Source organism: Legionella brunensis (assembly GCF_001467025.1).
Classification (GTDB): Bacteria; Pseudomonadota; Gammaproteobacteria; order Legionellales; family Legionellaceae; genus Tatlockia; species Tatlockia brunensis.
Genome location: NZ_LNXV01000008.1, coordinates 26,099 through 43,713 on the forward strand (window position 1 = coordinate 26,099; position 17,615 = coordinate 43,713).

Below are 17,615 nucleotides of genomic sequence, written 5' to 3' on the forward strand. Positions count from 1 at the left end.
GTACATTAATAAGACATGCCACCAACTTCCAAACAAGAATCCTCTGAAAATATTATAAAGATCTGTATTGTTGGGATAGGACCCTGTGGCTTATCTTTAATCGTCTCTCTTTTGGAAGAGGCCAAAAAATATCCTTCAAAAAGATTTGAACTTAATGTTATTGAGAAAAGAGATTTTGCTTTTAAACGACGTCAGAAGCTAATTATTCCAGCCGCCAATTTAACTGGAGAGCATGAATTGCGATGGGATGATTTTTGCAAAAAACTTTTTGATCCAACTGATAAGCTACAATTAAATCACAAGGGTGATCTTGTCGATTCAGATGGTATACCGTTAGAAAATATCAATAAACGACAAAAATTACTTCGTAAATGGATGAGGCAACCTGAGCTTTTCACAGAAAAGTTAAATATCCCTAAAAATTTTTCTATAAGATCATTGCAAGAAGCGCTAAAAGAACATATCGATGAGACTAAAGTAGATAATGTTGCTATACATTGGTACTGTGAAACCCAAATTCATAATGTCGACTTACAGCAACAAACTGTTACCTCTGATTCTGATTTAGAAATCCCATTTGATTTTTTGTTTGTTTGTGAAGGCGAGAGGCGTGAGTTAACACAGCAAATCAACGCCAAAATCAAAAGTGATTTTTCACATAAATTGCCACCTTTTACTTATGAAAAGTTAGGGGTACCTTCTTATCATATGGCTGCTCGCTTAACAGTTAAGCCATTAAGCTCTAATTACAGCAATTATCATCAATTTCTCAAACAAAAAAGAACTAAGGTTTCTTTTGATATTAATGAGCTGCAAAAATTTGGATGGAACCCAAAAGATGAAATTGATGCCATTTTTGATGATAATTTATACAAAGAACATTTTGCCGATACCAACTGGAAACCCAGATTATTTATTGCCTCTCCAATTCCCAAAAACATCCACGCTCAAACCCCAGTCACTAAAAGAAAAACTGTATCTCAATGGGCAAGTTTTTTTGCAGCTGTACGAGCTAAAATTCCCCAAGAAAATTTTGTCATTGATACAAAAGGAGAGGATGAAAAAAATCAGAATATTACGACTTTTCTTTCGGATATTCATTATGTTGATAACCCTGTCAGGAGGCTACCGACTGGGGGATTTATTATCCTTCTTGGAGATTGCGCCATGTCTGCCTATTACCCTATAGGCTTTTCTTCGGCGATAGCCATGAACGAGGCCTTTGCTGCAGCTTGTGATGCAACAAGAGACAATGATGAGGATGAGGATGATAACCGTTTTAACCTATTGATTGAGAAATATAATCTCTTTCAGCAATTTCTTGCCACTGAAGTGGGTTTTCGCAATAAGGAAATGGAACAGGTTGTGGCTGCCATTAAAAAAATTCAAGACGTGCTGAGCAAGGAAATTGCCAATTTCCCATTAGTCACAAAAAAAGACATGGAAAACTATTTAGATCTGAACGCAACTATCGAATTATTAGAACTATTTTGTGACCGATTAATAGCACAAAGCAACACCGAGGATTTTGTATTAACTTTACAAAAAAATACCGTTGACTTGCTTCTTTCAGATAATGAACGATATATGAAGGCAATAACTCACGGAAAATATGCCCCACTCATTGGCAACCTCTTTCAGAGCACGATGAAAGGTTCATCTGCTGAAGGACTTTATGACATTCTGGAAGAGTTCACCAAGCAATCATCTATTGAAGGTCCTTACAGATAAATTTAAGTACTAGAGTAGGTATCATCGAAACATATCTTCTATAAAATTGATGATACCCCCCTATTAATTACTTGCGTACAATCAAATTATTTTGTACAGATTTAACACCTGGAACTTTAGAAGCAACATCTCCAGCCGTATCACTTTGGCGGATAGTTTTAACGTAACCACTTAACATGACATTACCTTGGTGAGTTTCTACATGAACAGGAACATTAACTAAATTTCTGTTGTTCATCATTGCCTGATTAACTGAGGCAGTAATAGCTTCGTCAGAATGACGATGAGGGAAAATACTCTCACCTGTAGACATTTGGCAACCTGACATAAAAACAAAACTTATACCAACAAGCAACGTACGATAGTATTTTCTCATTATTTCTCCTAGGTTTAATCATATCATTTTGCATGGTTCATTCAGGCTCAACAACTTAGCAGCAATATAGCCAACTTGCAATTTCAGTTCATGATTTAGCCACTACAACTTTTGATCAAGAAGCGTTTGCAAATGGTCTATTTGTCGCATTAACTCTAAAGCTAGCCCTGCACCTGCTAAATTTACCCCTAAATCACGATTTAAATGCAAGACAGTACGAATGCAGCGAATCGCTTCGCTATCAAACAACCACTCTTCTTTTTCATCCTTTTGAGCACTGACAATCCCTTCATCAATAATCTCGAGGATGGTGTCTTTAGAAACCCCCAAAGAATAGGTAACTTCACGTAATGACAAATAAAAAAAATCTTCACACTCTAGGGCTTTTGATTCTTTATTTTCCTTAGTCATTACTTACTCCTAAATTTTCTCGCGGATTAAATTGAATCGTATGCGCAAGCTGTTCATACAATTTATTGGCTTCAACATTATCAATTTGAGGAATCACTATCTGTAAAATAATGTATTGATCTCCGGCTGGATTACCCGGCAACCCGCGCCCCTTGAGTCGCATTTGTTTACCAGATTGAGATAGCTTAGGAATCTTTAAATTGACTGTTCCGCCTAAGGTCGGCACTTTAACCGTAGCACCAAGTGCAGCTTCCCAAGGAGTAATTGGTAGCTGTAGATGAATATCCTTTTTGTGCAGATGAAACCAAGGATGATGACTAAAATCAATTTCAATATACAAGTCACCCGCTTGATTCCCAGCTCCCTTACCACCTTGTCCCTTTAGACGAATTTGTTGTTTATTAACAATCCCTTTCGGAATTTTTACTTTGACTGCACGCATTTCATAATTCACATTACCATGGCGATCAACAACAGGGATCTGCAATTGTAATATCTTCTCAGCCCCATGATAGCTTTCTTCAAGTGTAATATTAAGCTTTGCATGAATATCCCGACCTTGATCATAAAAAGACGTATGTTCTTGATGAAAGCGCTCTTTAAAAATACTATTTAAGAAATCCTCAAAACCTGCCATCTCTTCTTGATTAGCATGATAAGAGTGTTGTTGCCTATCTTGAGTATTGTAGCCTTGGCCCTGCTCTTTCCAATACTTGCCGTATTGATCATATTTGGCTCGTTTCTCAGGATCTTTTAAAACCTCATAAGCCTCACCTAACTCTTTAAATTTCGCTTCAGCATTCGCCTCTTTACTCACATCCGGATGGTATTTTCGCGCAAGTTTCCGATAAACACGCTTAATCTCTTCCGCGCTTGCATTACGCTCAAGCCCCATAATCTGATAATAGTCTTTATATTCCATGGGTTATCTACTATGAAATTTATATTCCCTTTGTAACGGTTGCGGCGATAGTTGTCAATTTTAACTAACTTCTTTCCATGAGAATAATTACAAATGACGAGTTGGTATTAGGTTCGCTTACTCAACTGTTTTTGGTTCTATAGAGATCAGAGCTATCTTCGTCATTACCCTTAACTGTTTCTTGGAATTGACTTTTAAATGCCCTAAAACTTTCAGCAGTAATTTTTTCCTTTTGTTTGTCCTCTGATGATGCACTATTGACGACCTCCCTTGTCTTCTCTTCCCTGATAATCTCATCTTCAACTGGTATTTCTGGGATATCTTCCCTCATTTCCTCGTGCTTTTGCACTGGTATTTCCGGGGTATCTGCTTTCATTTCTCCTGTTTTTTGCAAAGTAACTTCACTCTGATTGTTGAGTTCATACTCTATATGAGGTTTCCGTTCTTGTACAATCCCAACTTCTTTTCTCACCAGTGCGAACGCCTCATCAAGAGCTCTACCCGCAGCAGTCTCTTCTTCATCTAAACCATGAAGATTTATAAATTGCTGCTGCATCTCTCTCTCTACCTCATAAATCTCTGGAGGAATAAAGGTAAGTGTTGCGGAGGAGGAAATATCATGAGCAATTATCATGTCTAGATCAAAATGAGCTTCAATGAAATCTGCTGGCTCATCTTCTTCAACTACAACCTGACAATTAGCCAAAAAAGATAGTAACTCTTTGCCCCCAGTTAGCAATTCGTTAAGAGCAGATACTTCATCCTGGAGGATTTTTGCCTTTTCATTACTTTGATCTAACTTACTTTGAAGTTCTACTTGTTTTTCTTTCAGTTGATCAAGCTGAGCTTTTTTCTGGATCTTAGCTTCGGTTATTTGTTTTTGAATATCAAAAGTTTGCCTATCTAACTCTGCCAATGCATCATAGTTCGAAGGAAACATGGAACAAGATATATTGCCCTTCCCCTCTAGCTGAGCGCTTCGATTTTCGACAGGCTGATAATTATCCAGAATGTTTTGAACTTCCTTACGCCCAGCTAAAAAACTAGCGATTTTTCTAGTTAGAAAATCAATTTCTCCTTTAGCTGTTCGAACGCTTTGCTTACTAAACGATTGTCGAACAACTACTTTGATCTCCTTGAGAGGAAGAGGGTCTTTTTGATAGTCCAGAAGTATTGAGGGTACCTCATAATTATGTTTGTCAATTTTATTTTTTACCATCTCTTGAAGGCGTGCAAAGAATTCAACTTGGTCTTCTGTTGGGGTAGTGAGTACCTCAAGGAATTGTTTTTTAATAATGTTTGTTATGTGATCTTGAATGGTTTGAGTATTCTCTTTTTTAGAACCAGAATTTATGAAATAATCTAATCTAGGCATTACTATCGCAGTAAAGTCATTGACATCAATGGCATTGTCATGTGCAAATTTTTCAACTCGGGCGAGTATTTTTTCATAAAAGTCTTCTAGCGTAAGGTCGCTTCCTCTTGCCTGAAGTATTTCATCCTTAATATTGCCAACAAAGCTCTGCCACTTTTCATTGGGGTTATTCGCTTCATTATCCATCCATGCCATATAAATATCAAAGAATTGATTTTTTAGAGCCTCTTCCAAGCTTTGTGACCAAACTTTAACGTTTTCATTTTGAGGGTTTCTCTTTCCTTTAGTCGCTGCGTGCATTGATTCAAATAGAGTAACATTAAGAGCCTTATAATTTATAAAATATTGATATCTTTGATCTACAGCATTGAAAATAGTTTGAATCTCTGCGTCTAATTCTTGCTCCAATTCAGTAAAAGATAGTGGGGTAGCTTTATTTTGTGTATAAAGCTTATTACAACCATGTGCAATAGCATCGCCTAATTGTTCAAACTGATTCCCAGAAACTTTAATACCCCATTCATTACTATGTACTCTTGCACTGCAATGTTCCCTTAAATTTTGAGATAATTGCTCTTCATAAATTCCTCTACAATTTATAAGCCCATTCATGCCGTCATAAAAACCTTTATCTATCTTTGCTCGTGCCTCATTAACGGCTTTTTCCTTTATAGCTTCTAATTCCATTATTTGCTGATCAAAATCTTTTATGACTTTTTCCTCTGTTTCCTGAAGTACCCTTAAATCTTCTGTGAGTTCATCTATGTCTTGTTTTACTTCCCCATAGTCTTTATTAATTACTTCCATAACTTTCTTAAGTTTTGGCTTACCAGATTCATTTGAAATTCTTTGGCTTAATTTATCTGAAATAAACACTTCGACTCGTGCATTACCCTTTTCTACTGAAATAGTCAGACCTTCTTTTTTATTATGGCCCCCAATACTAGTTTCTGTTTTTTCAATACGTAGTAACATATCTTGGAGTTTTTCACCACGAAAACCCCATCGAGATAATTCGAAAACAGGAGCATTACCAAAAGAACTATGTTCAGTGGTTGCATAATGTATGCTCAATGAGGGATGTAATTGCTCTTGCGTGTACATTTCATCCAAAGAGCCAGCTATAGAATCCATATCCGCTCCAGACACTTTGTATCTATACGAAGCAAAATTCAATTTTTTCAAAAGAGGATCTTTTAAAGAGGTGATAGGAGAACCCATTACAGGTGCAATGGCATTTGAAATTTTAAATCGTACATCGTATAAGCTCCAAGGAGCAACGGGTGTCCCTTTAAATGCATTGGCCTCATCTTGGCTAATTAAAATGATTTTTGGCTCACCCTCTTCTCTTGCTAGAAAATAACGGATAGGAGGAGGAACAGGTTTTGCGTAACTTAGCTCTAACTCTTCATCCAGTACATAGGCTGGACTACATCTCACTGAGTCATCTTCATGAAACAAATGATGCATATAAGTTGTTTGTGCTGCTTTAGGCAATTCATCGAGCGCTGAGGATCCAGATAAATAGCCCAAAGAAACGGGGGCATGAGGTATATCATGTTTTCTTAGTTTTGCCTTAACGACAACTTCTTCCTTAGCTACTTCAGAAAATGAATGAGTTTGGGCCTGACTTTGGCTTTGTGATTGACTTTCTGACTGACTTTCAGTTTCAGAATGTGCTTCAGACAAAGCATTACTTGCTGATGGAATGGTAAATACATTGCTTAATTGGGCTTCACGTTTTTTTATGATTCTTTGTTCTAAATCATAATAGGCTTTTTTATCACTTTCTTCGACAGGAGCTAATCCCATTTCCTCTCTTGTCTGTCTAACTATATTAAAAATAGCAATCATTCGTTTATCGAATGACTCCTTCAAATCGTTAACAAAATCTTGTTTTCTGACTTCTCCATAGACATTACCATATTTAGCTCGCAAATCATTAACACTGTTTGAAACCAAAGGTGAAATACTATTGAGTTGTTTGATGCATTCAGTGAATGCTTTGATTTGTTTTTCAGTTAAATCAGAGTCAGACATTAGCTTGGTAATTTCTGCTTGTTGTTGCAAGATGGCATTTTTTACGACCGCATCTAATTCGGCACTTAATAGAGAAGCATGATTTAAATTATTTTCTAATTCTTTTTGTCTTAACCAAAGCCCAATATCATTACCTGTAAGAATATGATCTGTAGTTAACTTCAAATCACTAATAATTTTTTCTCGCACACTATCGGGAACTGCTACAGAGAATGATTGACCTAATGGTTTTTCAACAATTTTTCTCATTCTCATAATGGCTTGTTTGTAGTCATTATTCGTTACCGTGAAATTTAAAGTTAGAACAGCATGAGCTCCATCCATCTGTTTAATATCAGCACCGCGTGAATGGCTCTGATCATAATAAGTGAAATAACTGCCTTTTCGATCGGACTCAGCCACCATTGCTGCAGTCAAATCAACGACTTTTTCCTTATTTTGGGAGTCTAGGACCAAAAGTTTTTTCATATTGGTCACATCATCGTAGAAAATAACTCCTTTTAGTGGGCTGCCCTGACTCTTTAATTGCAGGGCAATCTCTTTTGCAACCGCACGATTGGAGACCTTACATAGGCCGCCCACATCAATGAGTGTTCTTGTATTGGATGAAAAAGAGGCGGTTAATTGTTTAATTATAGTCGTTGTATAATCTTCACCTTTTTCACTAAAACTTGTGGTATCTAATGGGACTGTTTTTTGACAATTTGCTCTTCCCATAATACCCAAGGTCATATTACCGTCTGCAGCAGGATCAAGCATGTTCTCTCTAAAATAGGAAGAGGTATCACCTGCGGTACCTGAAAATCCAATCACTACATCACGTGTCGTTCCTTGCTCATATCGATTACTATTGGCTTTTCCGGCATCAAATTTTATTTGCTCCTGGATAATCGTACGCGCTAACATTTTTCTAAACGCGTTTGGTGGTATTTCTCCTTTTTTTATCCGTGTATTTAGCTCTACAAAGTATTGTTCTCTCGCAGCACCCCTGATAATGGGATCTTCTATTTCCGCTAAGGTTTTTATATCGTTAAATAGAATAGTAAATTCTGGAGAAATGCGTTCTCCAGAAGGTTCCAAAAACGGAGCCTCACCCAAACCGCTTCTAAAAGAGTCGATTAGAAACTCCAAATGAGGTACCTCATTTAATTCAGTTCTAGGGTCAAGATAATATAAAAACGTAGTAATTGCGCTAACTTCTGGATTATCGAATCTTGAGCCTTTGGGCTTTGGTGTGTTTGCAGCAGAATAAGGGACAGCAATTAATAATGGCTTATTGGATTGAGAATCCCCTCCTGTTTTAAGCGCATCACGATCATATAACTTAGACCCATCACTCGCATTTTGAAACCATACACCAAAGTCAGTGCCTGGTTCTTTTTCAGTAAATATACTAAGCATTGCTGGATCAGTCAGAATAGCACGCATTAAATAAACTTCAGTGCTATTAGAAGGTGTTACTGAATCAGGTTGTTTTACTTGTAATGAAGTAATATAGTTAAAGATACTCTTGTCTGCATCTATAATGTTAAAGCGTTCCAGTAATATCTTAGCTAAATTACCTGCAGTTTTGTCCTCTGTCGCACCTATTGTTTGGGTAATCAGTTCTAAAGGATAAATTTCAGCAGTATCAAGAGAAATTTTTTCTCCAGAAGTATAATTTACCTCTGTTGTGGCAGTATCTTGAGTTGCATCTAATTCATCAAAAATTGAGATTGTTTCTAATGAACGAATCTCATTAAGTAACGAGATGCATTCCATCAATTCCTTTTTTTGTAATGGCTCATTAGCTAGTTTAGGCAACATATCTAGGAAAATCTTAAGTTGGCACTCTAGAGAGTTGCGGACACTGGGCGCTTGCACCAATACTTCTCGGTTTTCTGTGATCCGCTGATATAAAGAGAGTCTTTTCTTTAAGTCTGCCTTAGCGTCCTGTAATGATTTTAATCGAGGACTATTAGTACCCATATTAGACTCTGGATCAGTCTCAATTCGATAGCGATGGAAATCATCTTTTACAGCACGACTACCTAGTATATTCCCTAGAGCTAAGGACATATCTGATGTATTGCTCTCAAGAGCTGATTTTGGCACTATGAATCGAACCAGTTTTTCTCCCGTCTTATACAGTGCAACCAACGGTAATAAAGAAGTCTTACCAAATCCCATCCTTGCTTGAGCCGCATCAATTTTATCGGGATCTGTCTCATCATCAAGTAATAACCCTCGAAAAATATTGACTTGACGTGCATTACAGCGATGACCAAATTCAGATTCAAACAGTAAAAATGCCCTCTGCATTTTTCGTTCTTGCTCAGCCTGTAGCAAATCTTGCCCGGTTAAATCTTTACCTGAATAAAGTTCTGAATCCAATAACTTTTCTAGCGGATAGTTCCTTCTAATATGTAACATGGAAATGGCTTTAGCATCCTGCCCCATTTGGAACGTATTTTTCACATCATTTAAGTGATCCAACTCCGTCTTGTAATACAATAAGCGAGTCATGGCATTATTCAGTATAATCTCAAACCTTGCCCTCTTATCCTCAGGAAAATGAGAAAGAATCCTACTGTAGTCATTTAGGAGATAAGCTGAATTAAGCTCTGTCAAGGAAATTTCAGTGGAAGATTCGGCTAATATGGATTTGATTTTATCCAAAGCCTGTAGAGACTCTATGTTACATTTCTCTTGGGCTTGGGTGAGCTTCTCGATTAACTCCCCTTTCTTCCTTTCTAAATCCTCTTTTTTATCTGCTTTTATTGAATAGGTTCCGCCATTAACAGCAGTCTGATACAAGAATGTTTCCAATCTATCAGAGATAGTGCGTATCTGATTTTCTCTAAAACCTATTTCTGTGAGGTAACTTGCTATTTTTGAAGAGGAATAAAACTCGCTGGGGTGTCCTGCTAACTGGTATTTGTCCATACCCTTTACAGTACCAATCCAACCCTCTTTTTGCATTAAGTCAAATAATTCAGAAACATGTATTTCAGTTAAACCTTCTACTCCTGGATGATCAAGAGTTACACTAAATAATTTTTCGAGAGTGCCTGTATGAAACAATCCATAATTTTCATAATAATAACCATCTTCCTGAGCTTGAACAGAGTCGCCAAATTTTTCTAAACCACGCAAACGTTGTTCAAGTTCGAGCTGCTGCTCATCGATAAGTGATTGCGGGTCTTTATATAGATTAAATTGGACTAATGCACGCGCCCCTAATGATTCAATGGGCATGTAGGTGGTTCTTGTGTTGATACTTACGGGTTTTTTCTCACCCGTCGAAACAGTAGCTATCGGTTTTGTGAATAGTTGTTGTAGTTTTTCATCGGTAGCAAATTCAGAGTGTATTGAACGCCACAGTTCTGAAAAATTATCTAATGGAAGTTGTCCAAACAATTCATTTACTTTATTTACCTCGTCAGTGAACTCTTTTAATAATTCATTATGAGATTTCCTATCCCATACTTTTATTTTACCTGTTACACAAGCTTCTCTTTCTAACAAATGATGTTGGAGTTCAGTACCCATTAGCATAATTAGTGCAAACCTATCCTCCATCGTCAATGGCTGTTTTTCTTTATATTGAGTCTTGAGAGTTCTTAAATCTTCTAATTCACTAGATTTTAATGGTAATTTAGGAACATTTTTACCTAACAACTGGATCAAAAGTGGAGTTTTATCAGGGATTAATCCAACATGAAGAATACTTTGAAAGTCCTGAGGTTCTAATACTCCCTCTTTACTCGTATAAACTCGCAGATAATTTGCTACTTCGTAAGCCTTTTTAAGTGTTTTCTTTTCTTGTAAATAATGTTCTTTAGCCTGCTCGTAATTAGACGCTAATTTCCTATTTTTCCCACCATCTCTAAAAGCAGTATAAGCTTTTTGCATCTCTTTTCTTGACTGCAGATGTGCTTCTTCTAATGCTTTAATTTGTTTTGAGTCAGCAACAAAAACAAAATATTCTGGAGAAGTGATCACTTGAATTCTGGATTCACAATCCTTAATCTTTTTTTCAATTTTATTTTTAGCTTGTTGACTAAGCAAATCAGATTGGGTTACTGAAGCAAGATCGTTTTGTAATTTGGCTATTTCTTTATTCAATAACCTAACTTCTTCTGCTTCTGAACTTGTTAATTCCTTTTCAGTGTAGACACTTCCTTCCTCCGTCACTTTAAGATGTCTTCTTGAAGTTCTTTCGGTAAGGTCATCGGCAATAAAGTAGCCATTTGCTTTTTCGTGAATCAAATATTTGGCAATTGATGGGATATAGACCGTATTCTCATTAACACTTATTATTTCATCAGCAGGGAAAACTTTAGATAGTTCATTAATAACTGGGGAGTCTTTAGTATTGTCTAAAGTGATAGGAACTTTATTACCATGATGATCAAGGAGGGTGCCACTCCATAACTCATCCTGTCTAGATAATTTTAGAATCGGTGCAAAGTCAGAATTATAAGCGTGTAGTGTTCCTTTAGAATCTATAAAGAAATGCTCTGCTTTAATTCTTCTTAAGGCGACAGGGACTGATTCCATTTTATCCGGTGGTATATATTGAAGTATTTCAGAAGTATCATCTAATGTTCGTAATTCTCTTTGGATTACAATAGACCCATCTGCTAGCGGAGTGAGTGAGGCTTTAATCTGATCATCTTCCACATAGACATAGCCCCCACTCAGAGGATTAAAAGGAAGATCTTGAAGCCCTAATTCTTGTAATGCTATATATGATTGAATATAAGCAGGAATCCCTCCGAATTTACTATTACCCAAGTAAATAACGCCATGTAACACATCGAGACTCTTATTGCCTCCCAAATTGATAAAGCCAGGAATATCTAACGAAGATGCTGAAGTAACATTGACCTTTCGCCCGTCAAATTTTTTATCTTGGGCATACTCATTAAAAATTTTGTTAAATAGAGCAATTCTTTTATCTATATTTAAATTACTGGAAAATTCAATTAAATTTTCTCGTAGTTTGCTCATATTAGATTGAACTAAAGACATCTCTCTAGTATATTCAAAATTTTCATTAAGGTTAGAAATTATGTCTTCAGATGCCTGTCCCAAGAGCAGCTGATAAGCTAAATTAGAGCATATTAATTTTGCATATAGTCCATCTAATTCAGCTTTATCTATTGGTTTTTTATTTAGATTACGCTCAATCTTTAAGGCAATTGTATTAATTTCTTTGGCAAATCCGAATAGTCTATCCACACCATCTGTACTTGAAGTATCTGTCAAAGAGGAAATAAATGACTCTGTCTCTATTGTAGAAGTCCCCTCCTCAGTTCCGATGTTTTCTGTAAATTTAGAGTCCATGTTGGAGCACTTGATTAAAACTTCTTCGATAAAGACTTTATGAGGAGTTTTAAGTTTACATCCGTCACTATTATCAAATTTCAATCCTTTTAAGAAATCCAACAGTTCATGTTTTTCTACATCTGTACCATGTTGAAAAGCATCTAACAAAGCTCTAGTAAAGAGTTCTCGGCCTTGAGTACTATTAATACCATCAGCAGAAAGAAGGAATTTTGACTTGGAATAGTAGGCAAGAAATTGATGAGCCAACAAAGCATCACCATTACGCATACTTAAACAATCAGCCACTTTACGCAGTTCACTATTAACTTCTTTTTCAGCGCCATAAGCGGCTAAGGCGATTTGTAATCCTTTTTGACCTTCATAGATTCCTTCCAGACTGACAGGAGATTCATGGAGAGCAGTATCCACTTCCTTTAATAAAGAAATATCTTCAGGTATAGTTCCTCCTGGGGATAGCATGGCAATTTTTCTTGACATCGCCTCATCAGGAGGAATGATCAATTTTTCCCATTGTTTTATTGTAGAATAAAATGCTGAATTTACCTTTGTCTTTTGAGACTCATCTGCAGCAATTTGTGATAAATTCAATTTTATTAAAGTTATTAAAATTTGCGCTCGTTGATTATTCTCTAATTTCAAGAATGAATCATTAATATATCCGTCCTCGCCTCTATATCTATCAATCACTGTATTGGCTATTTCGGTTACCAAAGATGCCGGCGGAGCGTAGGATAAATCAAAGATCTTAGAAACAGATAAATAACAAAATTCAGTAATACGTTGACTTTTATTTTCTAAACTATTATGTGCCTTCAATCGATGAAGAAAACTTGTAACTTTTGTAAAGTACGTAAAACATTGTTCTTTAGATCCACCTTCAGGAGTAGGTATTGGATTTTCTCGTAAAAATTTTAAGGTACTTTCATCTAGCGCATCCCTTGCTGATTGCGATAAATAGGTAACAGCAGGAGCCTCGAACACTTTTTCTTTTAAGGTAGGATCCTGTGTAGTCACTAGCTCCTTATTTGTTAACCTAATTGGAGTTACATAAGGAGTATCTTCTTTAAGCACAGTATTCTCAGATCCCATTGCTTTTATAAATCTTTTTAAAATGCCAGCAGCCCTTTGTTTACGTTTATTAATAAAAACTATTTCAGGCTCACTAATTGGTCTCCACATTTTTTCGATCTGATCTTTATTAAGATCTATAGGATATCCTGCCTCTTTGAGTGCTGCATACTTAATATTAGCCTTTTGTTCTATAAAGTGGTGAAAGGCTTGATTAATAGCAGTTGGATCCGCTTCATTTTTCTTTTGAAGAGCGTATAAGTGCCCTTGGCTTTCATGTTTTAACCATATATCAAACATCCCCCTAACCCATTTCTCTTTAATTTCTTCAGGGATAACTCTTTTGCTTATTGCTTGTGAATGGTTATCAATATTTATATATTCATCATTTGCACTTTTTAGTGAGTCAATAGTTCCTACTTCAATAATATTCGTATTTAATATAACTTTTTGTTCTACAATCCCACAAACTTCTGCTCTAAGCTTTTGATTTAAATTTTGGATCTCATGAAATACTGAGCCTTCTAGGAAACTTCCTTTTTTGAAAAATTCTGCCCGCTCTACAGCAGATTGCCTATACATCTGTCTGTTTCTATCTTTCTCTGTTCCCATTCTTCCGGCAGACAGTTCATCTAATATTCTATATTCCGCATTAGTTGCTAGATGATTAGCAATTACTTTTTTTCGATATTGATTAACATGAATAAGTCGGTCATTTTCTTGTTCAACATCATCAATTTCAAAAGTTTTTATTGTTTTTTCTAACTGCTGATTGACATTTTCAAGATCAGCAGCAGCCGCTGTAAATGCATGACTTACTGCGTTAACAGTTTGTAGGTCAGCATCATTAGCTTTTAATCTTTCAATTATATTTTTTGTTTTAGCTATTTTATTCGCTGGTGAACCCTTTACTTCTTTGTTTGCTTCAAGACTCTGAATTTTGACAGCAACAGAACGTTGCAAACGTTCAAGTTCATCCTGCTCTTCCTTCAATAACTCTAGACGAAGTTCTAAATTTTTTAATTTCACTGATTTTTTTCTGTTACCAAGGATTTGTTGTTCCTTAGTCATTTCATAAGTAACCGAATCAATATTTTGTTTGCATTGCTCCAACATAATGCTCAACTTATCTTTGCTTTCAGAGAGTCTGTTGATAGTTGATGTTAGAGAATTCATTGAATGTTCTACATATCCTTCAAGTTTATCGACAAAAGCTTGACGTTGTGCAGGGTATACTTTTGCAGCATACATATTTTCAATTTCTGGTGACACATTACGTATATAATCTAACAATCCAATGACTTTAGGATTAGTTAACGATTCTTTATTTTTTAAAACAAGCTTAAAGAACGTTGGTAGATCGATTTCCTTCCGTTTATTACCAACGTTAATTTCTACTCTAATCTCTTCTTTTCTTGTAAAACCTTCGGTAAAGCTAACAATATTTGCTTTTTCCAAATCATTAAGTTTTACTTTCCCAGAGACTTGGCGATAGCTTGCATAAGATAAACGCTCACTTGATGATTGGATGTATCGCTCATTAACACTTAGTTTTTTTATTTGATGATTGATTAACTGAAATATGGCTTTCCATGATTGAGCTGTTGCATATTCGGAGAGTTTTTCTAACGCCTTAGGAACAATTTTCCCATCTTCATTTGTTTTTAATGGCATCCCCCCTGCATCCCAGTTAAATATGGAATCTTGACTATACACAGCAGGCGAAAAAATTTCTTCAATTTCTTTTTGTCGATTTCCTTTCTTTAGATATAAATAATATGATTTTGCATGGCTTGCAATTTTTTCATCTATGCGCTTTATTGCTAAGTTATTATCACTTTTGTCAACTGTAGCGAGTTTCTCCTTAGCAGCAAATAATGCTTGAAAAAATTTTTGATAATACTCTTTAGAGGGCGGTTCTTTCACCTCACATAAGCGCATGGATACTTCTTGCAATTCAGATGGGGAAAGATATTCAGGCTCAATATTTTTTAGCATAGTAGTATATTCGACACTAACAAAGCTGGATTCCCCTGGTTTTCCACATGCATCTTGGAGTAGACCTTTTCTTTGTTCAAGCAACATGGCTAATCTAAGTTTTTTATAAGTTGGCTTACCCAGTTCGTACAGTTCGCATGACTGAGCTTTTTTGGCAAAACAGTTTTCTGTATTTTGTGGACGTTGTAATATATCCTCAAATTTTGGGGGGGCATCAGGAGAAGCAATGGAGCCAAAATGTTCCATATAATTGGAGTAAATATAAGACTGCTGTCTTAACGCTAACCGTTCTCGTAACCATCCCATATGGCTACGCTCCTCCATAGTAGTATGCTTGATATTCAGTTCTATATGGGTTTGAGCCCAACCGGCCATAGAATTAGAACGTATTAAATAAGTTAAATAATCCAAGCCAACTTCGGATATTAATCGCTCCTTTGGAACACTAAAAGTATAGGCATTCTTACGCATGGTCTCATCAGTCATGCGAGATAGTTTTACTAACCCGAGAGGACTAGTGCTCAATGAGGTATTTTCTAAAGCCCCAGAGGAATCGTAAGTAGATAATTTGAATTCATTACCTATTTTTTTTATTACCAGTTGCATAGCATGGCCTTCTAAGCCAGTCTCCAGATACAACGCTTCACCCTCATTTAGATCAATACATGCTTGTTGTAGCGCTTTACCTGCTGTTGCAAGCTGCTGTTCGTATTTTGCTTGCTTTATCTCAAAATCACTGCTTTTTTTATAGCCATGGGTATATTTATCTTCCTCATATCCCCCCCACGATCTGCCTACTGTAGCCAAAATATGACCTAAGTCTCTCGAACGCTCCATATTTTCGTAATACTGCTTTATCTGTGCCGTTTCTTCCTCTGTAAAAGTTAATCCATATTGACTATATTTTTGTGGCACTAAATTTCCGACCACCTCTGATTCAATGGCTGTAACCAGATCGGCAAACCCACCTGTAGAAAACGCATGTTCTTTTAACAGAAGATCTCTCTCATCGGTTATTACAGTTTTAATTGCACTGCTTATTTCTTCTATCGTTGCATCGTTATCTTCCGGTTGTGTTAAGCTCTCTCCAACAGTATATAAGCTCCTATGATTTTCACTTTTTGTTCCAGATACCATCTGTGATGCAACCACCATTCCGAAGCGAGTCATTATAGTTGATTTTATATTTTCTTTAGTGCGTATTTTTTCTCCTATCTTTGTTGTCCCTGTTATGTTCGCGACATGTTGCGCTCCACTTTGGCGCATGCCTTCTAGTGATCCCCGCTCTTCTTCTGTGATTACAAGCGTGTAGTTTTCTGATGATTGATTATAGATATCTTTTGCTGTGCTTACCCCTGTTATTTCCCCAGCACTAGGGCTGATTTTTCCTAAGAAGTTGTTCTCTTCTTCCGATACTGGTGTTTTTTTATTTTCCTTGGTTACTGACGATTGAACATCAAAAAAACCGAAAAAAACAAAAAGATTAAAAATGAAATTTTTTACCTCAAACCAAACTCTAAATAACCAGAATTTTTTATTATTTTCTGGTTCTTCGACAGGGACTTCCTCTGTTTTTTCGTTAAGAATTTCAAAGTCAATTTGTTCAATGCTATCAATTATGTCTTGCCATATATTGGCTTTCCATTGAAGACCATCATCTTTTGATTTCCTATAGCTATTTCGTTGTACTACTTCTGACACTAATGCATCCTGCAACGCTTTCCATTGTTTAGCATCTTCTTTCGAATCATTTAATAAAATTTTTCGTAGTAGAACATATAATTCATCATCATTTGCTCGTTGAAGAAATCGTTTTCTACGCTCTTCATCATATAGGCTATGCAAAATAGTAGTTGTGAGCTTTTCAAATACAACTTCTAGGTGATCACCTATGTTTTTATTTTCATGCAGAAAATTTGAAGTCACCTCGGAGCTGAGGTTTTCATTAATTATTTTTTCACGCGTAATTAACATATTTCTTAGACTTCTTCTGCAATCTAGATCCTGTATTTCAGGTAGAACTATTGAAGATAATATTTTAATTTCGTCAATATTCAGTTTGTCCACAAAAAAACCAACTTGTTCCGACCGAAGACTTAACAATACATCAATTATCTCTTTAGTATATTTGCTCATTGCAATATGAACCTTATTTTCACTCTTAGACAAATTTTAGACCAATATTAGTCTTGAGACCAAAAAATAACCACTATGAATTTATATTATAAACAATGAATACTTAAGGAAAGCTTTGCTATATTTATGTCAAAAACTTTTGTATGGGTAAACTTATTAAAACAGGGGCCTCTGGTTGATTTACTAAAAGCCAATTTACGAATATAGAAAAAGAATTTTGAATT

General features: G+C 36.0%; 5 protein-coding genes. 1 reads left to right on the forward strand and 4 read right to left on the reverse strand.

All coding sequences use genetic code 11. The annotated features are described in order from the left end of the window. Nucleotides 1–15: 15 nt before the first annotated feature. A complete protein-coding gene (locus Lbru_RS05320; RefSeq protein ID WP_058441154.1) occupies nt 16–1,731 on the forward strand; it encodes a hypothetical protein in 1,716 nt (571 codons plus the stop codon). A gap of 67 nt (nt 1,732–1,798) precedes the next feature. Here Lbru_RS05320 and Lbru_RS05325 read toward each other — a convergent pair whose 3' ends face one another. From Lbru_RS05325 to Lbru_RS05340, 4 genes are all read right to left on the reverse strand, one after another. Further along, the gene (locus Lbru_RS05325) at nt 1,799–2,044 is read right to left on the reverse strand and encodes a BON domain-containing protein (protein WP_162262389.1); all 246 of its coding nucleotides are present in this window, start codon (nt 2,042–2,044) and stop codon (nt 1,799–1,801) included. 165 nt (nt 2,045–2,209) lie between these two features. Continuing rightward, nucleotides 2,210–2,518, reverse strand: a complete 309-nt coding sequence (locus Lbru_RS05330) for a chaperone modulator CbpM (protein WP_058441156.1) — start codon at nt 2,516–2,518, stop codon at nt 2,210–2,212. After that, nucleotides 2,511–3,440 carry a DnaJ C-terminal domain-containing protein gene (locus Lbru_RS05335; protein WP_058441157.1) on the reverse strand — a complete coding sequence of 310 codons (930 nt, stop codon included), beginning with the start codon at nt 3,438–3,440 and terminating at the stop codon, nt 2,511–2,513. Before Lbru_RS05335 ends, Lbru_RS05330 begins: the two co-directional genes overlap by 8 nt. A gap of 121 nt (nt 3,441–3,561) precedes the next feature. Next, entirely contained in the window at nt 3,562–17,391 is a 13,830-nt protein-coding gene (locus Lbru_RS05340; RefSeq protein ID WP_058441158.1) for a DUF3638 domain-containing protein, read from the reverse strand. Between the last annotated feature and the right edge of the window lie 224 nt (nt 17,392–17,615).

What these genes read in the sequence shown, in the direction of transcription:
- Lbru_RS05320 (WP_058441154.1), top strand. Translation starts at nt 16, where the DNA reads ATGCCACCAACTTCCAAACAAGAATCCTCTGAAAATATTATAAAGATC.
- Lbru_RS05325 (WP_162262389.1), bottom strand. Translation starts at nt 2,044, where the DNA reads ATGTCTACAGGTGAGAGTATTTTCCCTCATCGTCATTCTGACGAAGCT.
- Lbru_RS05330 (WP_058441156.1), bottom strand. Translation starts at nt 2,518, where the DNA reads ATGACTAAGGAAAATAAAGAATCAAAAGCCCTAGAGTGTGAAGATTTT.
- Lbru_RS05335 (WP_058441157.1), bottom strand. Translation starts at nt 3,440, where the DNA reads ATGGAATATAAAGACTATTATCAGATTATGGGGCTTGAGCGTAATGCA.
- Lbru_RS05340 (WP_058441158.1), bottom strand. Translation starts at nt 17,391, where the DNA reads ATGAGCAAATATACTAAAGAGATAATTGATGTATTGTTAAGTCTTCGG.